Source organism: Planctobacterium sp. R6 (assembly GCF_055755215.1).
Genome location: NZ_JBVTQY010000013.1, coordinates 86,326 through 109,882, shown reverse-complemented (window position 1 = coordinate 109,882; position 23,557 = coordinate 86,326). Strand labels below are relative to the sequence as shown.

22 protein-coding genes and 4 tRNA genes are annotated in these 23,557 nt (G+C 45.4%); 18 read left to right on the top strand and 8 right to left on the bottom strand.

What is annotated here, in order from left to right; all coding sequences use genetic code 11:
• The first annotated feature begins 63 nt into the window (after positions 1–63).
• Complete coding sequence (gene rpsO, locus AC0J20_RS10820; protein WP_229528720.1) at positions 64–333, top strand: 30S ribosomal protein S15; 270 nt, start codon at positions 64–66, stop codon at positions 331–333.
• Positions 334–395: 62 nt separating this feature from the next.
• Here rpsO and AC0J20_RS10815 read toward each other — a convergent pair whose 3' ends face one another.
• The gene (locus AC0J20_RS10815; RefSeq protein ID WP_229528721.1) at positions 396–947 is read right to left on the bottom strand and encodes a DUF1415 domain-containing protein; all 552 of its coding nucleotides are present in this window, start codon (positions 945–947) and stop codon (positions 396–398) included.
• Positions 947–1,804 (bottom strand): bifunctional methylenetetrahydrofolate dehydrogenase/methenyltetrahydrofolate cyclohydrolase FolD, encoded by an 858-nt coding sequence (folD, locus tag AC0J20_RS10810; protein WP_229528722.1) that lies wholly within the window; start codon positions 1,802–1,804, stop codon positions 947–949. The genes AC0J20_RS10815 and folD overlap by 1 nt, the downstream gene beginning before the upstream one ends.
• A 133-nt stretch (positions 1,805–1,937) precedes the next feature.
• Between folD and AC0J20_RS10805 the strand changes: the two genes are divergently transcribed.
• The 11 genes from AC0J20_RS10805 (at position 1,938) to AC0J20_RS10755 (ending at position 11,935) form a co-directional block, all read left to right on the top strand.
• Positions 1,938–2,582, top strand: coding sequence for a hypothetical protein (locus tag AC0J20_RS10805; RefSeq protein WP_229528723.1), 645 nt, complete (start codon positions 1,938–1,940; stop codon positions 2,580–2,582).
• Between the two features lie 156 nt (positions 2,583–2,738).
• A tRNA-Pro gene (locus AC0J20_RS10800) sits at positions 2,739–2,815 on the top strand.
• Positions 2,816–2,833: 18 nt separating this feature from the next.
• Positions 2,834–2,910 (top strand) — tRNA-Arg (locus tag AC0J20_RS10795).
• A gap of 38 nt (positions 2,911–2,948) precedes the next feature.
• Positions 2,949–3,024, top strand: a tRNA-His gene (locus AC0J20_RS10790).
• 38 nt (positions 3,025–3,062) lie between these two features.
• Positions 3,063–3,139, top strand: a tRNA-Pro gene (locus AC0J20_RS10785).
• A gap of 295 nt (positions 3,140–3,434) precedes the next feature.
• Positions 3,435–4,739, top strand: coding sequence for a trigger factor (gene tig / locus AC0J20_RS10780; protein WP_229528724.1), 1,305 nt, complete (start codon positions 3,435–3,437; stop codon positions 4,737–4,739).
• 87 nt (positions 4,740–4,826) lie between these two features.
• A complete protein-coding gene (clpP, locus tag AC0J20_RS10775; protein WP_229528725.1) occupies positions 4,827–5,483 on the top strand; it encodes an ATP-dependent Clp endopeptidase proteolytic subunit ClpP in 657 nt (218 codons plus the stop codon).
• A 96-nt stretch (positions 5,484–5,579) separates the two neighbouring features.
• Positions 5,580–6,857 (top strand): ATP-dependent protease ATP-binding subunit ClpX, encoded by a 1,278-nt coding sequence (gene clpX / locus AC0J20_RS10770; protein WP_229528726.1) that lies wholly within the window; start codon positions 5,580–5,582, stop codon positions 6,855–6,857.
• A 114-nt stretch (positions 6,858–6,971) separates the two neighbouring features.
• On the top strand, positions 6,972–9,332 hold the full coding sequence (gene lon / locus AC0J20_RS10765) for an endopeptidase La (protein WP_473021644.1): 2,361 nt from the start codon (positions 6,972–6,974) through the stop codon (positions 9,330–9,332).
• 241 nt (positions 9,333–9,573) lie between these two features.
• Positions 9,574–9,846 (top strand): HU family DNA-binding protein, encoded by a 273-nt coding sequence (locus AC0J20_RS10760; protein ID WP_229528728.1) that lies wholly within the window; start codon positions 9,574–9,576, stop codon positions 9,844–9,846.
• Between the two features lie 205 nt (positions 9,847–10,051).
• A complete protein-coding gene (locus AC0J20_RS10755; protein WP_229528729.1) occupies positions 10,052–11,935 on the top strand; it encodes a SurA N-terminal domain-containing protein in 1,884 nt (627 codons plus the stop codon).
• 58 nt (positions 11,936–11,993) lie between these two features.
• Here AC0J20_RS10755 and AC0J20_RS10750 read toward each other — a convergent pair whose 3' ends face one another.
• Genes AC0J20_RS10750 through pspF form a run of 6 tightly spaced genes read right to left on the bottom strand, consistent with a single transcriptional unit; the run spans position 11,994 to position 18,403 of the window.
• Entirely contained in the window at positions 11,994–12,785 is a 792-nt protein-coding gene (locus AC0J20_RS10750) for a peptide ABC transporter ATP-binding protein (RefSeq protein WP_229528730.1), read from the bottom strand.
• Entirely contained in the window at positions 12,782–13,777 is a 996-nt protein-coding gene (locus tag AC0J20_RS10745; RefSeq protein ID WP_229528731.1) for a peptide ABC transporter ATP-binding protein, read from the bottom strand. Before AC0J20_RS10745 ends, AC0J20_RS10750 begins: the two co-directional genes overlap by 4 nt.
• A complete protein-coding gene (locus AC0J20_RS10740; protein ID WP_229528732.1) occupies positions 13,777–14,670 on the bottom strand; it encodes an ABC transporter permease subunit in 894 nt (297 codons plus the stop codon). The genes AC0J20_RS10745 and AC0J20_RS10740 overlap by 1 nt, the downstream gene beginning before the upstream one ends.
• Entirely contained in the window at positions 14,657–15,637 is a 981-nt protein-coding gene (locus AC0J20_RS10735) for an ABC transporter permease subunit (RefSeq protein WP_473021651.1), read from the bottom strand. Before AC0J20_RS10735 ends, AC0J20_RS10740 begins: the two co-directional genes overlap by 14 nt.
• 47 nt (positions 15,638–15,684) lie before the next feature.
• Positions 15,685–17,310: an ABC transporter substrate-binding protein gene (locus tag AC0J20_RS10730; protein WP_473021643.1), complete on the bottom strand. Its 1,626-nt coding sequence runs from the start codon at positions 17,308–17,310 to the stop codon at positions 15,685–15,687.
• Positions 17,300–18,403: a phage shock protein operon transcriptional activator gene (gene pspF / locus AC0J20_RS10725; protein ID WP_473021642.1), complete on the bottom strand. Its 1,104-nt coding sequence runs from the start codon at positions 18,401–18,403 to the stop codon at positions 17,300–17,302. The genes AC0J20_RS10730 and pspF overlap by 11 nt, the downstream gene beginning before the upstream one ends.
• Before the next feature lie 199 nt (positions 18,404–18,602).
• On the opposite strand from pspF, the gene pspA reads away from it, so the two are divergent.
• The 6 genes from pspA (at position 18,603) to AC0J20_RS10695 (ending at position 23,549) form a co-directional block, all read left to right on the top strand.
• Positions 18,603–19,277, top strand: a complete 675-nt coding sequence (gene pspA / locus AC0J20_RS10720; RefSeq protein ID WP_229528734.1) for a phage shock protein PspA — start codon at positions 18,603–18,605, stop codon at positions 19,275–19,277.
• A gap of 30 nt (positions 19,278–19,307) precedes the next feature.
• Positions 19,308–19,544 (top strand): envelope stress response membrane protein PspB, encoded by a 237-nt coding sequence (gene pspB, locus AC0J20_RS10715; protein ID WP_229528735.1) that lies wholly within the window; start codon positions 19,308–19,310, stop codon positions 19,542–19,544.
• Between the two features lie 2 nt (positions 19,545–19,546).
• Positions 19,547–19,978, top strand: a complete 432-nt coding sequence (gene pspC / locus AC0J20_RS10710) for an envelope stress response membrane protein PspC (protein ID WP_229528736.1) — start codon at positions 19,547–19,549, stop codon at positions 19,976–19,978.
• A 174-nt stretch (positions 19,979–20,152) separates the two neighbouring features.
• The gene (locus AC0J20_RS10705) at positions 20,153–20,536 is read left to right on the top strand and encodes a hypothetical protein (protein WP_473021641.1); all 384 of its coding nucleotides are present in this window, start codon (positions 20,153–20,155) and stop codon (positions 20,534–20,536) included.
• A gap of 174 nt (positions 20,537–20,710) precedes the next feature.
• Entirely contained in the window at positions 20,711–21,865 is a 1,155-nt protein-coding gene (locus AC0J20_RS10700; RefSeq protein WP_473021640.1) for a hypothetical protein, read from the top strand.
• 151 nt (positions 21,866–22,016) lie between these two features.
• A complete protein-coding gene (locus tag AC0J20_RS10695) occupies positions 22,017–23,549 on the top strand; it encodes a TyrR/PhhR family helix-turn-helix DNA-binding protein (RefSeq protein ID WP_229528739.1) in 1,533 nt (510 codons plus the stop codon).
• The last annotated feature ends 8 nt before the right edge of the window (positions 23,550–23,557 follow it).

Sequence of the window (23,557 nt, the reverse complement as noted above, 5' to 3'; positions counted from 1 at the left end):
TCCCCGCTCTTTTCGACTTGACTGAATTAGTGATCGGCGAGTCTTAATCAATTGGAGAATATTATGTCACTAAGTAAAAATGAAACTGCGAACATTATCGCTGAATACGGTGTAAAAGAAGGTGATACTGGTTCACCAGAAGTACAGGTTGCGTTGTTAACTCACAACATCAACAAGCTACAATCTCATTTCAGCGATCACAAAAAAGACCACCACTCTCGTCGTGGTTTGTTGCGCATGGTTAGTCAGCGCCGTAAATTGCTTGACTACCTGAAAGGCAAAAATCAAGAGCGTTATAAGTCTCTGATCGGTCGTTTAGGTCTGCGTCGCTAATATCGATGTTTCCGAAGAAAAGCTGGTTTTTACCAGCTTTTTTTTCGTCCGCGGAAAGTGGGTTATTTCAGAAAAGCTGCAAAACGCTTGCGCAAATGTTCTATCCCCAATTGCTGCATCAGCTCAATATTTCGTTCCGGAATAGCTTCCGGATTGCGATAGGTTTTTAGTACCGCGTCAATGCTGGACTCTCTGATGATATGAATAATCGGAAAGGGGGCTTTGTTGGTGAAATTGCTGGCATCGTCCGGGTCTTCTCCGGCAAATACATATTCCGGATGAAAACTGGCCAATTGATAGGTGCCGCTATAACCTGCTTCTTCTAACTGAATTTCACAGTATTCAAGCGCATCCAGATAACGATTAAAGTCTCTTAAATCTTGTGGGAAAACCAGTAACGTGGTTTCTATAGTCTCATTACTATCAAGCTGTTTGCAGGCTTGCAACACCTCATTGGCTATTTTCGGCAGTTTATTACCTGAAACACCCAGAAGCGCAACTTTGTTGGCGATATAAGGTTTTTTAGCAAATGGACATAAATTGAGGCCGATAATGATGTCTTCAATCCAGCGCAACACTGCGCCGGATTCCGCTTCTGATAATGGGGTGAGCATTATTCGGTGCGATAGTTTACGTAGGCTTCCAGAGTATTTTCAATCAAACTGGCTACCGTCATGGGACCAACACCGCCCGGCACCGGTGTAATCCAGCCCGCCCGTTCTCTGGCACTGTCAAATTCAACATCACCCACCAAACGGCCGTCGTCAACGCGGTTAATGCCCACGTCGATAACGATGGCACCAGGTTTAATCCAGCTACCAGGAATAAATTCGGGTTTGCCGACAGCGACCACTAAAATATCCGCCGTAGCGACATGGCTTTTTAAGTCTTTGGTAAACTTGTGACACACAGTAGTGGTGCATCCAGCCAGTAACAATTCCAGCGACATGGGACGGCCAACAATATTTGATGCACCCACGATAACGGCATTTAAACCCTTTACCGGCTTTTTGGTGGAATCAATCAGCGACATAATGCCTTTGGGGGTACATGGGCGCAGCGCTGGCATACGTTGCGCCAGACGACCGATATTGTATGGGTGAAAACCATCCACGTCTTTATTGGGATGGATGCGCTCCAGAATCAGATTTGCGTCTAAGCCTGCTGGCAAGGGAAGTTGCACTAAAATGCCGTCAACGTCTTTGTCTTCGTTCAGTTTATCAATGGTATTGAGCAGTTCTTCCTGCGTGGTATCTGACGGCAAATCATATGACTTCTCAACAAAGCCCACTTCGGCACAGGCTTTGCGTTTATTCTGAACATATACTTGTGAGGCTGGATCTGCACCTACCAGCACTACTGCAAGGCCAGGTGCACGTTTGTTTGCCGAAACTATGGCATCAACCTGGGTGGCGACTTTCTGTCGAATGTGTTTTGCGTGAAGTTTTCCATCGATTAATTGAGCGGACATATTTTTTGATATACTAATGAGATTGCAATGCAGTTTATTTTCTCATGATCGCTTGCTGTTAAGCAATCTTTCATCCGGGCAAAAATCAATTGGGCCTAAGTGTGGGGCCAACCTGAATCAGTAAGGGAACAAGGTGGATATTAATTACGCTGAAATATTTGGCTATTGCGCTTCTGCGGTTATTGCGTTTTCACTGACCCGCAGTTCCATTGTGCAATTGCGTTGGATCAATCTGTTCGGCGCATCCTCAATGTGTTTGTACGGGGTTATCATCAACGCTTACCCGGTGGTAGTGCTGAACGCGTTTATCACACTGACCAATATTTTTTATATACGCAAATTTGTGTATCACACAAATCACGACTTCACGATTTTAAGAACACAATCCAGATCCCACTACATGAGCTTTTTTCTGGATTATCATCGCAATGAAATTAATCAGTTTTTCCCCAAGTTCTTTAAACGCCTGGAAGACGATAATCGCGAGTTTTATGTCTTACTGGACGGAACTCAGGTGGTGGGAGTACTCTCCGGCATTAAAAATCAGGCACAGGCACCCACCGGTATTGTTGTTGATTTTGATTTTGTTGTGCCACAATATCGGGATTGTCGTTTAGGAGTGTTTGCTTTAGGTGCCGAACAGGGCCTCAAAAAACTCACCGGATATGAGTTAATCGGGGCAAAGGCAGACAGTGTCGAACACGAACGATATTTAGAAACGCTCAATTTTAAACCTGCCGGAAAAGGGATCTGGACCTACGAGGGAATGATTCACTAGGTTGAATATGCAACCTGGTTTGTGCGGGATTTGTCCGAAATGACGCTTTTTTCAGCATGTAAAAAAAACCTGATAAAAAGTGTTTGACTGGTGGGGGGCAAATCAGTAATATGCGCCCCCCGTAGCAAGGCAGATATTGCTGGCTACGTCAGGATACGGTGAGTAGCGCAGCTTGGTAGCGCACTTGGTTTGGGTCCAAGGGGTCGCAGGTTCAAATCCTGTCTCACCGACCACTCCTGAGAAGTGACCGTGCGTCCGTAGCTCAGCTGGATAGAGCAACGGCCTTCTAAGCCGTGGGTCGCAGGTTCGAATCCTGCCGGACGCGCCATTCAGTGTTGCTTCGGCGAAATAGTAAAAGTCCAAATGGTGGGCGTAGCTCAGTTGGTAGAGCCCCGGATTGTGATTCCGGTTGTCGTGGGTTCAAGTCCCATCGTCCACCCCATTTGACTTCCTGTCGTCTGTAAAAAATTCCTAATATTTCGGTGAGTAGCGCAGCTTGGTAGCGCACTTGGTTTGGGTCCAAGGGGTCGCAGGTTCAAATCCTGTCTCACCGACCATTTCCAAAACGGAAACCCCACACGCTTAAGTCAGATTTAGACACCACTGGATGGTCGAATCCGCAGCAATAAAGTCTCAGCTTTATAATTTCTCCTGTTTAGTCTCGACTATCAACCAGACTGCCGCTATAATATCGCGTCTTTTTTATCAGGTGACGCGCCAGATCGTGTAAAAGCTAACTCGGGAGCCCGTTTCCCAAGCGACTTACCTTCACTTAAACGGTTATTCGTAAAGTTGAGTTATCTGGCCTAAATTACAATTAAATGTGCGTTCAGGCACTATAGAGGTAGAAGAATGCAAGTATCAGTCGAGGCAAAGGAAGGTTTAGAACGCCGTCTCACTATTACTGTTCCTGCAGATACAATCGATTCTGCAGTTAAATCCCGTTTGCAACAATTAGCAAAGACTCAAAGAATTAATGGCTTCCGTCCTGGTAAAGTGCCGGTTTCTGTTATTAAAAAGCGTTTTGGCACAGCTGTTCGTCAGGAAATCGCTGGCGAAGTGATGCAGCGCAATTTTTATCAGGCAGTTATGCAGGAAAAATTGAATCCTGCCGGCATGCCTGCTTTTGAAATGAAGTCCGACAAAGACGGTGAAGATCTGGAGTTTGTGGCTTCTTTTGAAGTTTACCCAGAATTCGAAGTAAAGAATCTTGATGCCATCAAAGTTGAAAAAACGGTTGTTGAAATCAACGATGAAGACGTTGACACTATGATGGACACGCTGCGCAAGCAACATGCTAATTGGGTTGAATCTCAGGATGCTGCTGCGGCTGACTCTCGCGTAGTTGTTGACTTTGTTGGTACGATTGACGGCGAAGAATTTGAAGGTGGCAAGTCTGAAGATTTCGTCCTGGAGATGGGCAAATCTCGCATGATTCCTGGTTTCGAAGATCCAATCGTTGGCAAAAAAGCCGGTGAAGAATTGGTTGCAGAAGTGACGTTCCCTGAAGAATATCACGCTGAAAACCTGAAAGGTAAAGACGCTAAATTTGCGATTACTGTGAAAAAAGTTGAAGTTCAGGAATTACCTGAGATCAATGAAGAATTCGCTAAATTATTCGGTGTAGAAGACGGTAGTGTAGACGCTTTGCGTGCTGAAGTTACCCGCAACATGAAGCGTGAACTGGATCAGACTTTGCGCTCTCAATTAAAAGAGCAGGTGATCACCGGTTTGATCGAAAACAATCAGGTGGATTTACCTGAAGCATTGATCAAGCAGGAAATTGGCGCACTTAAGCAGCAAGCAATGCAACGCTTTGGTAATAATGGTAACGCGCAGAACATGCCTGAACTACCTGATGACCTGTTTGCAGACAACGCGAAGAAGCGCGTATCAGTGGGTCTGATTCTGGGTGAAGTGATCAAGTCTAAAGAGTTAAAAGTTGACCAGGCTAAAGTTGACGCCCTGATTGAAACCAATGCTTCTGCGTATGAAGATCCGCAAGAAGTGATTGAGTATTACAAAACCAATCAGGAATTAATGCAACAAATGCAGAATCTGGCACTTGAAGATCAGGCAATTGACATTATCTTAGAAGAAGCGAATGTCACCGAAGTTGCTAAAAAGTTTGACGAAGTGATGAATAAAACAGCATAACCGTTTTATTGTTTGACTTTCTGTTTAGCAAACTGCATAAATGCTCGGTACTTACCGAGCATTTTTATTTTGAGAACCAAAAAAAATATGATCTATACTCCGCAAAATTCATTAAATCTACAAAACTCCTCTGTCGACAATGCACTTGTTCCCATGGTGGTTGAGCAAACTGCTAAAGGTGAGCGTTCTTACGATATCTATTCTCGACTGCTTAAAGAAAACGTCATCTTCCTGGTGGGTCAGGTAGAAGACCACATGGCAAACTTAATCGTAGCGCAGTTGTTGTTCCTGGAAGCGGAGAATCCGGAAAAAGATATTTATCTATACATTAATTCTCCGGGTGGCTCTGTCACTGCCGGTATGGCAATTTACGACACCATGAATTTTATTAAACCCGATGTGAGCACTGTTTGTATTGGACAAGCCGCGAGCATGGGCGCATTTTTGTTATCGGGTGGTGCTAAGGGTAAGCGTTATTGCCTGAATAACTCCCGGGTAATGATTCATCAACCGTTGAGCGGTTTCCAGGGCCAGGCTTCTGACATTGAAATACATGCCAAAGAAACACTGTCCATCAAAGAGAAGTTAAACCGCTTATTGGCTGATCATACCGGCCAGGACTATGAAACGGTTGTAAGAGATACCGATCGCGATAATTTTATGTCCGCCAAACAAGCCAAGGATTATGGTATTGTTGACCAGGTATTATCCAGTCGTGATGATGTATTAAAAACCAAAGAATAAGCTAAACTTTAGGTGGGGATGAATCATAATTGTAAATAATCCCCCATTTGTGGTAAATGTTAGGAATTAGACTCTAATACACTAGAGGCGTGGTAAATGAGTGATCAACAAAGTGGTGAAGGCGACAATAAATTACTTTATTGCTCCTTTTGTGGCAAAAGTCAGCATGAAGTAAGAAAGTTAATTGCCGGACCATCTGTTTTTATATGTGATGAATGCGTTGAGCTTTGCAATGATATTATTCGGGAAGAAATAAAAGAGATTTCACCCAAGAAAAAGCAAGACGCTTTACCCAAACCTCAGGAAATTCACAGTCACCTTGATGACTATGTGATTGGGCAGGAGTACGCGAAAAAGGTCCTGTCTGTTGCTGTTTACAATCACTACAAACGATTGAGAAATGGCGATGTTCACGATGGGGTTGAACTGGGTAAAAGTAATATTTTGCTGATCGGTCCTACTGGTAGCGGTAAAACACTGCTGGCAGAGACCTTGGCGAGATTGTTAGATGTACCATTTACAATGGCCGACGCCACCACACTAACCGAGGCTGGTTATGTGGGGGAGGATGTGGAAAACATCATTCAAAAGCTATTGCAGAAATGTGATTATGACGTAGAAAAGGCGCAACGCGGTATTGTGTATATCGATGAAATCGACAAGATTTCTCGTAAATCAGATAATCCGTCGATTACCCGCGATGTATCCGGTGAAGGTGTGCAACAGGCGTTGCTGAAACTGATTGAAGGTACGGTTGCCTCGGTGCCGCCACAAGGCGGGCGCAAGCACCCACAACAAGAGTTTTTGCAGGTTGATACCTCAAAGATCCTGTTTATATGTGGTGGTGCGTTTGCAGGCCTGGATAAAATCATCGAACAGCGAGCCAATACCGGAACAGGCATTGGATTTGGTGCGCAGGTAAAAAGTGCTGACAACAGCCGCTCAGTGAGTGATTTGTTTCAGCAGGTAGAGCCTGAAGATTTGGTTAAATATGGGTTAATTCCTGAGTTTATCGGTCGTCTGCCGGTGGTGACCAGCCTGGAAGAATTAAACGAAGAAGCTTTAATTCAAATCCTTAAAGAACCTAAAAATGCTCTGACTAAGCAGTATGGCGCTTTATTCTCTCTGGAGAATGTTGAATTAGAGTTCAGGGATGATGCACTGAACGCTATTGCCAAAAAAGCCATGGTGCGCAAAACAGGTGCCCGAGGTTTACGCTCTATTGTCGAGGGCGTTTTACTGGATACGATGTACGAACTGCCATCGTTAAAAGATGTCAGCAAAGTGGTAATCGACGACAGTGTCATAAAAGGAGAATCGAAACCGATACTGATTTATGACAACACCGCCGATAAAAAGGCCGCTTCAGAATAATAAAAAGGCTCTTAAGAGCCTTTATTATTTTTATTCGAGGGCTCCACAAATCAGTATTTGATCTTTCTCTTTCGAGCCCCATATTCATACAAAAATGTAAACGAGTTAATCAGCATGAGTGAACAGCGAGAAAATCGCATTGAAATGCCGGTACTGGCGTTGCGAGATGTGGTGGTCTACCCCCACATGGTTATTCCCCTATTTGTCGGCAGAGAAATGTCGATCCGTTGTTTAGAAGCGGCAATGGATAATGATAAGCAAATCTTTCTGGTGGCGCAAAAAGATGCCGCAGTAGATGACCCTAAAGAAGAGGATATCTATTCGGTTGGTACCATTGCTACCATTTTACAGCTTTTAAAGTTACCAGACGGTACCGTGAAGGTTCTGGTAGAAGGAACAGTACGGGGCAAAATCGCTGAGTATCTGCAAACTGACGATTATTTCGTAGCCAGTGTGGAAACCGCGCACAGTGCGTCTTTGTCTGAATCCGAGCAGGAAGTATTGATACGTTCCGCGGTGTCGCAGTTTGAAGGCTATGTCAAACTCAACAAGAAGATCCCACCTGAAGTACTGACTTCGCTGAACGGCATTGAAGATGCCGCGCGTCTGGCTGACACCATGGCGGCTCATATGCCACTTAAACTGGCCGAAAAGCAAAAAGTGCTGGAGATGAACGATGTCGCAGAGCGGCTCGAATATCTGATGGCGCTGATGGAAGGTGAGATCGACCTGTTGCAGGTGGAAAAGAAGATCCGCACCCGGGTTAAAAAGCAGATGGAAAAAAGCCAGCGTGAGTACTATCTGAATGAGCAAATGAAAGCCATTCAGAAAGAACTGGGTGAGCTGGATGAAGCACCTGATGAATTTGAAGCGCTAAACAAAAAAATCGCTGACGCCAAAATGCCTGAAGAGGCCAAAGAAAAAGCAACATCTGAGTTGAATAAACTGAAGATGATGTCACCCATGTCAGCGGAAGCTACTGTGGTCAGAAGTTACATTGACTGGTTGATCAATGTCCCCTGGTATAAACGCAGTAAAGTGAAAAAAGATTTAAACAATGCGCAAAAGATTCTGGATGAGGACCATTATGGTCTGGGGAAAGTAAAAGAGCGCATCATCGAATATTTAGCCGTGCAACAACGGGTCCGTAAGCTCAAGGGGCCTATTTTGTGCTTAGTGGGACCTCCCGGTGTAGGTAAAACCTCCTTGGGGCAATCTATCGCTAAAGCAACGGGGCGGAAGTACGTACGCATGGCCTTAGGTGGTGTCAGAGACGAAGCAGAAATTCGCGGCCATCGCCGAACTTACATCGGCTCCTTACCTGGCAAACTGATTCAGAAAATGGCCAAGGTGGAAGTTAAAAACCCGCTATTTTTGTTGGATGAAATTGACAAAATGTCATCTGACATGCGCGGTGACCCGGCGTCAGCGCTGTTGGAGGTACTGGATCCGGAACAGAACAACAGTTTCAGTGATCACTACCTGGAAGTGGATTACGACTTATCCGACGTTATGTTTGTTGCCACTTCAAACAGTATGAATATACCTGGTCCATTGCTGGACCGGATGGAAGTGATTCGTCTGTCGGGCTACACCGAAGATGAAAAACTTAACATTGCGCAGCGGCACTTAGTGAAAAAACAAATGTCTCGCAATGGCCTCAAACAGGGCGAGCTGGAAATCGAAGAGTCAGCGATCATTGGTGTCATTCGCTATTACACCCGCGAGGCTGGTGTCAGGGCGCTGGAGCGTGAAATATCCAAGATTTGCCGCAAAGCAGTTAAACAGATCTTATTGAACAAAAAAGCCGATAAAGTTGTGGTGAATCAGGACAACCTGAAAGAGTACCTGGGTGTACAACGCCACGATTATGGCAAAGCGGACAAAAATAATCAGATTGGCCAGGTTACCGGATTGGCCTGGACACAGGTCGGCGGGGACTTGCTTACGATTGAAGCAACCTCAGTACCTGGAAAAGGTAAAACAACCTTTACCGGCTCGCTGGGCGATGTCATGCAGGAATCGATACAGACCGCCATGACGGTAGTGCGCAGCCGCGCTGATAAATTGCGCATTAATCCAGAGTTTCACGAAAAAAGAGATATCCATGTGCATGTGCCTGAAGGCGCTACGCCTAAAGATGGTCCAAGTGCGGGTATTGCTATGTGCACGGCACTGGTATCCAGTCTGACCGGTAACCCGGTGAAATGCGACGTTGCCATGACCGGGGAAATCACATTGCGTGGTGAAGTGCTGGCAATTGGCGGACTCAAGGAAAAATTATTAGCCGCACACCGCGGTGGAATCAAGGTCGTAGTTATACCTAAGGATAACGAGCGAGACTTGGAAGAGATCCCTGAGAATGTTAAAAGAGACCTGTCAATTCATCCTGTACAGTGGATTGACGAAGTTTTGAACCTGGCTCTGGAAGAGAACCCGCAAGGTTTTGAACCTGTTCAGGCTAATATTGCTTAAAAAATAAACACATATGCAATTTTTTGAGATAAAAGCACATTTAAGGCTTCCCAATCCGTAAACTTGTGGTAGCCTTTTGATGTGTCCCGCTAGAACCCTTGCCACGCAAGGGGTGGCGGTAAATCGTTAATTTTGAAAAAATTGTTAAACATCGCTTGAAGTTCGTGTTCAAGCTTGTTATAACGGTTCCGCAACAACAAATGCGGAACAATAAATAATAACAATTGAAGGGGATGATATTGTGAACAAGTCTCAACTTATCGACGCGATTGCAGAGAACGCTGACATTTCTAAAGCCGCTGCTGGCAGAGCTTTAGACGCTTTCACTGACGCTGTAACAGAGGCTCTTAAAAACGACGACCAGGTCGCTTTAGTTGGCTTTGGTACTTTCTCAGTTCGTGAACGCTCTGCTCGCAGTGGCCGTAACCCACAAACTGGTGAGACTATTCAAATCTCTGCTGCTAAGGTTCCTTCTTTCAAAGCTGGTAAAGCATTGAAAGATGCATGTAACTAAGAGCAACTTATTTGAATAATTAAAAAGGGCGATAACTCGCCCTTTTTTGATCCTAAAATTGAATCTTCTTTCGTCCGTGAACTCACTCTGTAACTCCTGCCTGTCAAAAGTCCAAAATTAATCCTATTTCTGGTGTGCAAATTGGCCTGGTGTTGCGGTATAATCCCGCGCGAAATTGATTTTGAGGTGATGAAGAGAAAGCCTAATGTTGGAAAAAATAAGAGAAGGGGCCACGGGAATAACGGCCAAAATTATTCTCGGTATTATCATTCTGAGTTTTATATTTGCAGGTGTTGGTGGCTACATCAACTCCAGCGCGGATAGTGCAGCGGCAACGGTCAATGGCGAAGAAATTAGTGCTTCTACCTTTGAGAAAGCCTATCAGTCTGAACGTGGCAGAATGGAAGCTCAGTTGGGTGACACATTCACGCAACTGACGGCCAATAGTGAATATTTAAAATCGTTTCGGGAAGGTGTTTTGCAACGCCTGATAAACGATAAACTGATGGATCAGAAAGTCAGAGAGCTGGGCATTCGTATCAGTGATGCTGAACTGCGTGAAACGATTGTCAGTATGCCTGAATTTGCCGTGGGTGGTGAGTTCAACAACGATCGCTATCAGGCATTGCTTATACAAGCAGGGTACACTCCCGCTGATTTCAGAGACTATTTACGTGGTCAAATGGCGCGTCAGCAATTAGGCATCGCATTAGGTCAGTCTGATTTTGCGTTAGGCTCTGAAGCAGAAATGTTTTTGAAAATTCAAAACGAAACCCGAGACACGCGATTTTTTGAAGTGGACGCCACCTTGTTCGAATCTGAAGTTACGGTGACGGATCAGGATATCAATGACCATTATCAGGCAAACATTGCCCAGTATGATACCGAGGAAAAGGTGGACCTGGCTTACGTAGAAGTACAGGTTAGTGATTTTCTGGCAGAAGCCGTGGTAGATGACGCAGATGTAGCGCTGTATTACGAAGAAAACCTGAACAATTATAAAACCGAAGAAGAGCGCCGGGCTTCTCATATTCTGGTGGAATTTGGTGAAGATGAACAAGCCAGCGAAGAGCGCGCCAATGCGCTACTAACAAGACTGAACGACGGTGAAGACTTTGCAGAGCTGGCAAAAGCAGAGTCCGATGACAGTTTCAGCGGTGAAAACGGCGGTGACCTGGACTGGATTAGTCGTGGTGATACAGATGAAGCTTTCGAAACCGCAGTGTTTGAACTGGCCGCAGAAGGCGATATTACCGGGGTTGTGCGCAGTGAATTTGGTTTTCACATCATCAAACTTACCGGTCTGAAAGCGGAATCAGTGGAAGAACTGGAAAACGTACGGGCTGAAATAGAAGCACAATTAAAGCAAGAAGCCGCTCTGGGGCAATATTTAGCAGTACAACAAACTATGTCGCAATTGGCATTTGAAATGCCTGATTCTCTTGAAGAGGTGGCAGCTGCCGGAAATGTTGAAGTTAAGCGATTGACAGGCGTTACTCGCGACCAGGCACCAGTACCTTTTGATAATGCGCTGTTACAAAGCAAAGCGTTTTCTGATGAGATGCTGGAAGATCGTTTAAACAGCGACATTATTGAATTGAATGACGAGCACTTTGTGGTCTTTCGGGTTACCGGACACGAGACGGAGAGAACGTTGCCACTGGCAGAGGTGCGTGACGATATCGTTGCGACATTGACGGCTCAGAAGGCTCAGGAACTGGCAATGCAGTGGGCAGATTCGGTTATTGAAAGCCTCAGCTCCGAGCAAGACGTTGATGCGCTGTTAGCTGAGAAAAGTGTCAGCTGGTCAGAAGAGCAGGCAGTGGAACGTTATTCTGGCTCGCTAAATAGCTCGCTGAGTTCAGAGTTGTTTAAACTGGGTGAAATTGGCGCCGCCAGAGCTGTTGAACTGAACAACGGCAATGTCGGTGTGGTGCAATTGCGCGCAATTAATCAGCCGGAAGCCTTGGATAGTGCCGAGCTGCAGGCGATTCAACAGCGATTGAGTTCTGACTACGGGCAGTCCGGATTTACCGCTTTGATGGATGCACTAAATGCTAACGCAGAAGTGAAAACTGTTACGCAATAAGTCTTGCCTTGGGGAAGCTGTGCAATTCAGCTTCCCTAATTCTCTTCGTTTACTTTCGCTAATCTAAAAGCTTACTGAGTACCAATGATTGATGGGCGGTGAGTAATTTTTTCATGTAATCACTTTTCGGCCAGTTGAATACCACATCGGTTTTCCCGGATTCGATTACCTTGCCATTTTGTAATACCAGCACGCGATCACTGATATGGCGCACAATCCCTAAATTGTGGGATATAAAGATGTAGCTCAGGCCCAGCTCCCGTTGCAAGCGCATAAGCAGGTTTACCATTTGTGACCGTACTGAAGGATCTAACGCGGCAAAAGGCTCGTCTGCTACAATGACTTGTGGGTTTAGGATTAAGGCTCGTGCCAGAACAACCCGTTGTCGTTGACCGTCTGAGAGCATATGGCGATAGAAGTGTGCATGTTCTCGGAGTAAGCCCACCTGTCGCAATGTGGTTGAGATTTTCTCTTTTCTCTCCCTGGCATCCAGGTTGGTATTCAACTTTAGTGGCTCGTCCAGAATTGTGCCCACGGTCAATGCCGGATTTAATGATTCTTTGGAATGCTGAAATATCATCCGGATATTCAGGCTGCGTTGTTTTAGATTTCTGTGTCTTAGTTTTTGCCCATTTAGCAATAATTGACCTGAGCTGGGGGTAACAACACCCGCGAGCAGATTCGCCAGCGTGCTTTTCCCTGAACCGTTGTCGCCGATAATGGCCAGTGTTTCTCCGGCATTTAATTCGAAGTTGATGGGACCGATGACAAACTTCTCAGCTTTTTGCCACCAATTTTTCCTTACTTTACGTTTGAACTTTAAGTTCTTTACGGTTAATAGCGCGGTCATTTTAATGGCCTGTGCAATGGAAAGTGGCAACTGTAATAATGATTGTGTATGTGTCGCGGAGCCGGGATCTTGACGCACTCTTTTTGCGCTCTTGGACAACGTGGCCCCAATCTGCATCCTATTGGTAAGTGTTGTAAGGTGGGAATTGTGCCATCCAGCGCTGACAGGTTTGATTTGGGTAGTAAGTCTTTACTAAAACTTGGCGCGCTATCCAGCAGGGCCTTGGTATAGGGATGCAAAGGCCTTTTGCGCAAGTTAGTCATTCGGCCACTTTCCACAGTCTGTCCGCAGTACAATACCGTCATAGAGTGGCACATAGAAGAAATCGCCAGTAGATCGTGACTGACAAACAAGATGCTGAGGTTACGGTTTTGATTTAGCCGGGACAGTAGTTTCAGGATCTGGCTTTTAATTGTTGTTTCCATACCCATGGTGGGTTCATCGGCGATCAGTAGCTTAGGTTCTGACACCAGCGCCATTGCTATCATAAACTTCTGGCAAACATCATCTGAAATCTGATGTGGGAAACTGGACAAGCACAACTCATGGTTTTTAATGCCCACCTTGTGTAGTTGTCTGGACACTATCTGTTTGCGTTTTTCCTGACGCTGCCAGAACCAGCCTTTGCCCACCAAATGATCCGGAATGTTCTCTTCCAGTTGTTCCCCTAAAGAAGCGGTGGGGTCTAACGAACTCACCGGGTTTTGAAAGATAACGGCAATATCATCTTTGGTGATCTTGCGGCGCTGCTCTTTAGACATTGCGAGCAGATCCGAGCCTTTCCAGTTCAGCCGGTCGGCCGTCAGAGTCCAGCTGTCATTGATTGCGCCAACGATTGATTTAACAATCAGGCTTTTTCCTGAGCCGGACTCTCCCACTAAAGCGCGAATTTCACTTTCATCAATGGTCAGGTTGACCTTATCAAGCGCTTTTACCCGGCCACCCGCGGTATCAATTTCCAGGGTAAGGTTTTTGATGTCTAACAGCGGCATTAGTATTTCAACCTGTTTCTGAGGGCTGAGCGCAAGCCATCACCCACAACATTGATGGAGATTATGGCAATAAATATTGCGGCACCGGGTGCTGCGATACTCCAGGGAGCGATATAGGCGATATCCAGTCCCTCAGAGAGCATGGCACCCAATTCTGCATAGGGGGACTGAACGCCAAGATTCAGAAAACCCAATGCACTGATATCCAGAATGGCGATAGACAACGCCAACGTGCCCTGTACCACCAACATTTCCACCATGTTTGGCAGAAGTGAAAATACGAAAATTCTGGCGGGCGAAGCACCGTCCAGTCGCGCCGCAATGACATATTCTTTGTTGACTTCTGTTCTTACGAAATCTCGTGTGTAATGGATAAATTGCGGAATTAAAGCCAACGTTATGGCCCACATGGAATTAACCAGGCCGGGTCCTAATATCGCAACGATGATAATGGCAATTAACAACGTGGGGATGGCCATCATTGAATCTAACAAATGATTTAAAATACTACTGCGCATACCGGTATTCATACCGGCAAACGCGCCAATCAAAACCCCTATCAGCATGGCCACAAGTACCAGAAAAACACTGATGCCAAAGGTTACCCGGCTACCGTGAATGACCCGGGTCAATACATCTCTGCCCAGTCCGTCCGTACCCAAAACATGGGATATACCGCCATTGCCATCCCAGGCGGGGGGTACCAGCAGGGCGTCTGTATTCTGAGTCAGTGGTGAATATGGGGTGACAAAGGGCCCCAGTATTACTATCAGCGTAATACTGGCCAGGATACACAAGCCTATAAAAGCAAGGTGGCTTTTCCGAAACTCATACCAGGTTTGGCGAAGTGGAGACGGAAATTGTTCTTCCTGATACAGATTAGATTTTAACACGTTGTCTGTATAACCTCTGTGGGTCGATGATTTTATGGACTATATCGATGGATACCGTAAAGATGACCACTAAACTTGATACTGCCAGCATGCCGCTTCTTATTGACGGATAGTCACCCTGATAAATGGCCTGAATAAGCCAGTTGCCTATGCCCGGCCAGGAAAAAATACTTTCAACGATCATGGCATTGGTAAGCAAGGTTGTAAATTGTAAGGCTAACTGCGGCATAATGGGAATAATAGTATTGCGAATACCGTGTCTCAAGATGACCTGGTAGCGATTCAATCCGCGTGCAGTAGCCGCTTTGATATATTCACTGCCCATAACTTCAATTACCGAGCGTCGGGTAATGCGTAAAATAATGGTGCTGGTTACAATTGAAATCGACAGCGTGGGCAGAAATAAATGCCGCAGTGCGTCGTTGAACGCATCCCATTTATAACTGACATCTGAGCGAATAATATCAATTAATATGAAACCGGTATCCAGCGGGATGTCATAGAGCAAACTGATGCGACCAGAAATGGGAAACCAGCCCATTTGCAGCGATAAAATTAAGATCAATATTAAGGCCAACCAGAACACCGGGATTGAGTAACCAATAAAACTCATTGACAAAATACTGTAGTCAGCCAGCTTGTTGTGACGCAAGCCGGCCAGAAATCCCAGAGGAATACCGACAACCAGCGATACAAAAAGTGCGTAAGCACTCAATTCAATGCTGGCCGGAAGATAGGTGGTTACCTCCTGATACAAGGGTTGGTTGGAGCTAAAGCTCTGCCCCCATTCTCCTTGCCATAATAAGTCCAGATAAGCGATAAATTGCCAGAAAACCCCATCACTTTCTTTGTACAAGGTAGCGTACAGCTGCCGTTGTTGTTCGGACTCGAAATGAATTCCGGTGAGGTTCGTCAGGTAATCACCCGGAAACAGGTAAGCCAATCCAAAAGACGCCATTGCCAACATGAATAGGGTGAACACCAATAAATTGAGGCGGCGCAAAAAATAGAAACTCACTGGGTATTCTCCACATCACCGAATCGGATACCGCCAAATGGGTTGATTTCCAGGTTAGACAAGCCTTGCCGGTAGGCCTGAAAGCGATATGCATGGGCGATAGGCACGATTGGAATTTGATCTGCAATGATGGCATTCGCGGTTTGATACAGTGCCGCTCTGGTATCAGTGTCTGAGTAGGTCAGTGCTTCATCGATAATTTCATCGAACGTTTCATTACACCAGCGCGCGCGATTTGTACCTGATTCAATGGCCGCGCAACTTAACACCGGTCGGTAAAAGTTGTCGGGATCGCCATTGTCTGCTGACCAGCCAATTAATACTGAGTCATGTGCGCCGCTGTCCAGACGTCTTCTGAACAGGCTCCATTCAAAGCTTATCACTTCAACATTAATCTCTAATTGCTCCAGATAACCCTGGATAAGCTCAGCCATCATGGTGGCATTGGGGTTGTAGGCCCGCTCAACCGGCATTGCCCAGATATTCATGGTAAACCCCGGCTCGATGCCATTTTTGCGCAACAGGTCTTTGGCCAGTACCGGGTTGTAGCTGTTATCTCGTAAATCTTCCTGAAACGCCCAACTGCTGGGGGGAACCAGTCCGTTTGCTTTTACCGCGCTGCCAAAATACACGGCTTCCAGTAAGGTGGTTTTATCGATACCCATCGCCAAGGCCCGCCTTACCTCCGGGTTGTCAAATGGGGGCTTGCTGGTATTAAAGGCCCAAAATCCCACATTGAGTCCTGGTTTCTCATCCAGCACTAAATTATTGCGATCCCGGATGATATCCAGTTCGCTATGTGCCGGCAAAGACATAACATCACATTCGCCAGTCATTAGTTTGGCAAGGCGCAACGAGCTCGACGGTGTGATGTCATAAATGAGTTGTTTTACTGCGCGGTCGTGTTTCCAGTAGTTTTCGTGTTTTGCATAGCGAATAAAACGACCTTTTCGGTAATTGATATATTTAAAGGGGCCGCTGCCTATGGGCTTTTCGTCCAGTAATTGAGGCTGTTTTTTTTCCAGTAAGAATTCGGCATATTCTTTGGAAAGAATGATGGCGAAATCCGTAGCCAGATTTGCCAGGAAAGAGCTGTCAGGCTTGTTCAGGTCAATCACGATGCGATAGCCGTTAATGCGGCGCACATCTTTGATCAATTTATCCAGGCCTAAGCTGACAAAATAAGGATAACCACTGACATCGATGTCGTGATAAGGATGCGATTCTAGCCGCCAGCGATTGATACTAAAAATCACGTCATCAGCATTCAGGTGCCGGGTGGGGGTGAAATAATTTGTTTCATGAAACGCCACCTGTTTACGTAACTGAAAAGTGTAGTGCAGCCCGTTTTCACTGACGCGCCAACTTTCGGCAATGCCCGGGATGATTTTACTGTCTTGCGGGTCAAATTCCAGCAGCCTGTCGTAAAGCTGGTGTGAGGTGGCATCGACGGTGGTCCCGGAGGTGTCCAGTTGCGGATTAAAGCTGGTAGGGCTGCCTTCTGAACAATAAATCAGGCCCTCATCTTTAAATTTCAGGTCGTGATTACCGCCACATGCCACCACACCTGTTAAAGTGAGCAAGGTGGCTATAATCTGACGATAAAACACTTTAATCTTCAACAGAAGTATCCAGCAGGTTGTATTTTTTTAGGTATCCCCTGAGCTGATGGTAGGTCAGAGAGAGTTTGTCGGCGGTTTTCTTTTGATTGTAATGGCTGTCCGCCAGCGCTTGCTTAATCATATCAATTTCGTAACTTTGACTCAGCTCTTTTAAGTTCACCGGAAACTCAAAATCAAACGCCGGGTTAATGTCAGCAACGGCCGGTGTCGGTTGACTGTGCTGCACCGGATTGGGCGGCGTGTCGTTATCCTGTGGCTGAGAGGGTGATTGTGTAATTCTGTCCTGAGTTTTAATTCGGGTATTTGGGCGAAATTTTGATTCGAAAGGGTCAATAATAATTTCATGCACCGGCACATAAGGGTTGTTGGTACGGTATACGGATCGTTCCACCACATTTTTTAATTCCCGAATGTTACCGGGCCAGTCATAGTCCAACAACACCCGCTTGGCTTTTTCAGTAAAACCGCTGAACAACTCAAGTTCCATTTCTCTAATCATATTAATGGCAAAATGTTCAGCGAGAATAATGATATCTTCTCTTCTTTCTCGCAAAGGGGGTAGTGTGATGACATCAAACGCCAGTCGGTCTAACAGGTCTGCCCTGAATTCGCCCGTTTCTGCTAAGGTTGGTAAATCTTCATTGGTGGCGGCAATTAGGCGCACATCGACTTTGACAGAGCGAGATCCACCGACACGTTCAAATTCACCGTATTCAATTACCCTGAGTAGCTTTTCCTGAATTAACCCCGAGGTATTGGCCAATTCATCTAAAAACAAGGTGCCGTTGTGAGCCACTTCGAAGCGTCCTTCGCGTCGTTTACTGGCACCGGTAAAAGCCCCGGCTTCGTAACCAAATAGCTCGGACTCCAGCAAAGATTCACTGAGGGCGGCGCAATTCAATTTAATGTAGGGTTGATCCCAGCGTTTCGAGAGGTAATGTAAGCGCGCAGCAACAAGCTCTTTACCAGTCCCTCTTTCTCCTATCACTAATACCGGTTTAGTAAGTGTTGCGATCTGAGAAATTTGTTCCAAAACCTCCAGAAAGCTATTAGCCTGACCGATTAAATTATCTTGTTGGCGATATCGACTCATGAAAAACCTTATTATTTGGTGTATTTAACCAATTTGTGGTTAGAAGACAATGATAGGTCAATTCCCTTTAAATTGCTAAGCCAAATAATACTATGTAATTCAGTGGTTTAAACAAAATATTAGATTGGCCTGTTATTTGAATAACAAACTCCAACATTTTCGCAATCAGAATGAGATAAAAACTAAGAGGTAAATGATTATGGGTATTTTTTCTCGTTTTTCCGATATTGTAAATTCAAATATCAACGCATTACTGGACAAAGCCGAAGATCCGGAAAAAATGGTGCGTCTCATCATCCAGGAAATGGAAGACACCCTGGTAGAAGTGCGTTCAGCCTCTGCTAAAACCCTGGCAAACAAAAAGGATATTACCCGTCAGATCGACAAAATGGAGCAGGAATCTCAAGATTGGGCAGCAAAAGCTGAATTAGCGCTAAGTAAGGACCGCGAAGATCTGGCACGCGCCGCTTTACTAGAAAAGAAAAAATGTCAGGAACATGCTGAGAGCCTGAAACATGAATTGGGGCTACTCGACGAGCAATTGAGTAAACTTCAGGCTGAAGTTGAGCAACTGCAGGAAAAATTAGCGGATGCCAAGTCTCGTCAGAAAGCCATTATTATGCGCCAAAAAACGGTGAGTTCTCGACTTGAAGTTAAGAAGCGTCTGGACAGCAGTAAAGTCGATGATGCGATGGACAGATTCGAGCGTTACGAGCAGAAGATTGACAGTCTTGAGTCACAGGTGGATGCCTATGATCTGGGTAAGAAAACCCTCTCTGACGAGTTTGCGGAGCTGGAGTCCGAAAACAAAGTTGATGACGAACTGGCGGCTATGAAAGCCAAGCTAAAAAATCAAAAGAAAGCCAGTAAGTAATTAAATAATAAGACGCAGAGGTAACTGACCGTGGAAGATGTCATTGGAATTATTGTCGCACCCATAGTGGTATTTTTAGTCATAGTAGCGCCTATATGGTTAATTTTACATTACCGCAGCAAAAAGCAGTTGAGCCAGGGACTGTCAGAAGCTGAAATCAAAACGCTCAATGAACTGGCGCGTCAGGCCGAAGGAATGGCCGATCGAATCAAAACCCTGGAAGCGATATTGGACGAAGAGTCTCCAGAATGGCGCAGTAAGGTGTAGTTATGAAAAAAGAACTTTACAGAGACACTGAAAAAGGAAAAGTAGCCGGCGTTTGCGCCGGGCTGGCTGACTACTTTGGATGGGAGTTATGGTTAGTTCGAATCATTTTCATCTCTGGGTTTTTATTAACCGGCTCCTTTTTCTTCATGGCTTATGTTATTGGTTGGTTCATACTGGATAAAAAGTCCGACAAAGAAATAAAAAAGAGCGCTTTCGCAGTTGCGGCTGATAAATCCAAAGGTTGGGTATCTAACCTGGGTGAGGACGCAAAGGTCGAGGTCAAATCTAAAGTCTGGCAAGCCGGTGAACCCCCTAAACAGGCTTTTAAAGATATTCACAATCAATTTGGCAAACTGGAACTCAGATTACGTAAACTGGAATGTTACGTTACATCTTCTGAGTACCAGTTAAACCGGGAAATCAACAAGCTTTAACAATGCCTCTTCCGGCAAAAACCTCTGAATTGCACAGAGGTTTTTTGTTTTTTACAGTCTCACTTTTTTATCTAATACTTCTAACGCCATTTCTTAGCCCGTTGCATCCTGTAAGGGTTGTAAACATCTCTTAAATCAGTGCTGAGCAGGCAATTTTAAGATTTGGAGAACAGGTTGAACAAACCGGAACCCTGTGTAGGCATATTTTGGTGTTACAGACAGCACATCATTGCAGAAACAACACCACGACTAGCCGTTGCTACAGACTCTCTGGGAATAGTGGATAGTTCCTTTCAACATATCGATAGTTGGGAACACAAGCACTTGTATTTACCTGATTTTCCGGAACTTTACGGATCGGAATATCAGGAGCTACCCAGAGGACGAGTGCTGTATAATGCCCGGCGACAGCATTTTATTGTTTACGCGGATCGCAGTGTTATGGCATCGACAATAAAGAAGCGTATTGCCGCGCGGTTCTCGTTTCCGGTTGCAGCCTGTCTCTGGCAAACGGATCCGCACTATCGGCATTTTCACAGGGTATCTGATGATGGATAGATATATACGCCAGCTTGCGGTCAGGCAAGTCTTGTGTGGGGAATGTATCGCCCGCAGTATAAATGTGGCAGTACCGGAGCAGCCTTGATTATTAAACAAAGGGCAGTGCACAATGCCACTTCGGCAAACGTTGCCACGTTAAATGTTCCTGCAGTTTGAAAGAGGAAAAGGAAGATGGAAAATAACCTGCTGGTCAATTTGAGGAAGTACCGCCCCAGGGAAAATACGAATCCCCTTGAGAACTTTATTACTGAAGCGTTTGCACACTTGTTACGCAGTAGTGAAGTTATCACCGGTGCACTGGTGACTTACATCAATGGGTTACTGGAGGACGAAATTACCTGGCACGGGCCGGATTACCAGGTTTCCACGCAGGAAAATTTCGCCAACAAATACCCTGATATGGTGCTTAAGTGGGAGTCGGGGGTTTTGGTCTTCGAGCACAAGGTCCGGGCTGATTTGCATTTTCAACAACTCGAACATTACCGGAATTACGCCGCTGAGAATTTCAGCGACTATCGTCTGGTGCTGATCACCGAGCGTGAGTATCAGCATCAACAATCTCCTGACTGTGCCTTTTGCTGGAATAACGTTTACAGCTTAATTAAAAAGCAGTTAGCGCATATTGAACCTGATGTTATCTGGTATGCCAAGGAGTTCATGGCGTTACTAAAGTCTGAAAGTCTCGGACCCGTTGCGCCAATCAATCCAATCGCAATTCAACATTATCTGGAAGCAAAAGCCCTGGATGATCAGTTAGCGTCTTTGTTTCGCATGGCGACATTGCCTCAGAATAACTGGCCACTAGGCAGCGGTTTTGGCACTGTGATTAACGACCTCAGTAAAAAAGTGGAGCAACGCTTTGGTATTGAGTTTCGCCCCATAGAAAATGGCTCAGCAAGAGGCTGGTTTCCCGGGATTTTTCACGGTGTGATTTTTGATGGAAGTGACCACCATTTTAATGAGGACATGGGCAATCGTTTGCATGTCGCAGTGGTGTTTGATTTTGACCGAAGAACACATCAGTTGTTACGTAAAAGCGATACTTTCAGGTGTTTTAGTTTGGATTTTTGCCAGCGGATTGCTGCACTGAATGCTGACTGGAAAGTGATTAACAAGCCACAGCAATCAGGTATACAGAACATTAACTGGTATCACCCGTTGGCTTTGATACAACCCATGGAGCAGTTTTTTGCAGGGCTACACAACGCAGAAGATCAACTTGCCCATTTTGTGCAGCAGATGAGCAGGGTGCAGCAGGTTATTGTCGAAAGTACAGATTTCGCATCATTAGTGGCTGAAATGTGTGATGAGCGTTTGTTAACTTAGTGCCGGACAACCTGTGAGGATAGTGATAAGCGCTTTTTGCTGAAATTATTTCTATGTTATGAGGTTTTTGTTACTGACTGATGCTTCCTTTTTGCAGGGTAATGAGATAAATTCGTAACATTATCTTTACAATAGATTTTTGGGGTACGAAGTGCGTCTGGAGATTACCTGTCATGACAGACTCGGGATCACGCAGGATGTTTTAGACATTCTGGTTAAATATAATATCGATCTCAGGGGGATCGAAATCGATCCTAACGGAAAAATATTTCTGAGCTTTCCCACCATTGAGTTCAATGAGTTTCAACACCTGATGCCTGAAATTCGTAAACTCAGTGGTGTCACCGACGTAAAAACAACACCTTTTATGCCCATTGAGCGTGAACGCAATGAATTAACCGCGATTCTGGAAACTCTGCCTGATCCCGTGTTCTCTGTGGACGCCAAAGGTAAAGTCATGCTGACAAATGATGCCGCCGCTTCCAGCCTGGATGTCGACAGAAAGAGCTTGCTGGGTACTCATGTCGCGGAATTAGTTAAAGGGTTTAATGTTGTAAAGTGGCTGGAGGGGCGTGATATTGGCGTTCAGACCCACAAAGTAAAGTTCGTTGAGCAGGACTTCCTGGCTGACTTTTTTCCGGTATATGTTCCTGATTCTAATCAGGTATCCATTTTGGCTGGTGCGGTAATTCTGCTTAAATCAGAATTCAGGTTAGGCCAGCAATTCAGTGCCTTTCATCAACCCAACGAAGAGAGCTTTAATCATATTTTGGCGCAAAGCCCGGTAATGAAAAGAGCGATTAGGGAGGCCAAAAAGTTTGCTGAGTCTGCCCTGCCGCTGTTGTTCGCCGGTGAAACAGGCAGCGGAAAAGAAACGTTGGCAAGAGCCAGCCACTCTGTCGGAGCGGGACGCGATAAACCGTTCGAACAGATTGTGGTTTCGGGCCATTCACCACAAGAGTTGGAAGAGATGTTGTTTGGTGATTCTGCGTCTGGTGGTGTGCTCAATAACGTCAGTATTGGCACTGTTTTACTCAAAGAAGTGTGCGAGTTAGCGGAATCTACCCAGGCAAAATTGTGCGCCTGGCTGGAGCATGCTGAACAACTGCGCAGCAAGGCGCCGAATAAGGATGAAGAGCTACCGCGGTTGATGACCACAACACAACAAGATTTAAGTTTAAAAGTTGCTGAAAATCGCTTCAGAGAAGATCTGTATTTCCGACTTACCTCGTTGATCATTGTTGTACCCTCGTTGAGAGAAAGGAAAGGCGATATTATTGGTTTAGCTGAATATTTCCTGAAACAACAAGCCATGAAAATGGGCAAGCGAGTCCCCAAGTTATCCAAATCTTGTGTTGAGTTATTGCAATCTCATGCCTGGCCTGGCAATGTCAGACAACTGGAAAACACGGTTTGCCGGGCACTTTTGACGGTGTCTGGCCGGGAAATTCACAAGGAGCATATTCAGCTACCTGGCGCAGCTTCCAGCTTTAACTTTTCCTCCAGTGACTTTGAAGGGACGTTAGATGAAGCCGTTAAAAAATTCGAAAAGTCATTGCTAAGACAACTCTATCCTAGTTATCCCAGTACCCGACAGTTGGCGCGTAAATTAGGTTTGAGCCATACCGCAATTGCGAATAAGTTGCGTGAATATGGCATTAGTCGCAAAACAATTAAAATATAATTAAATTC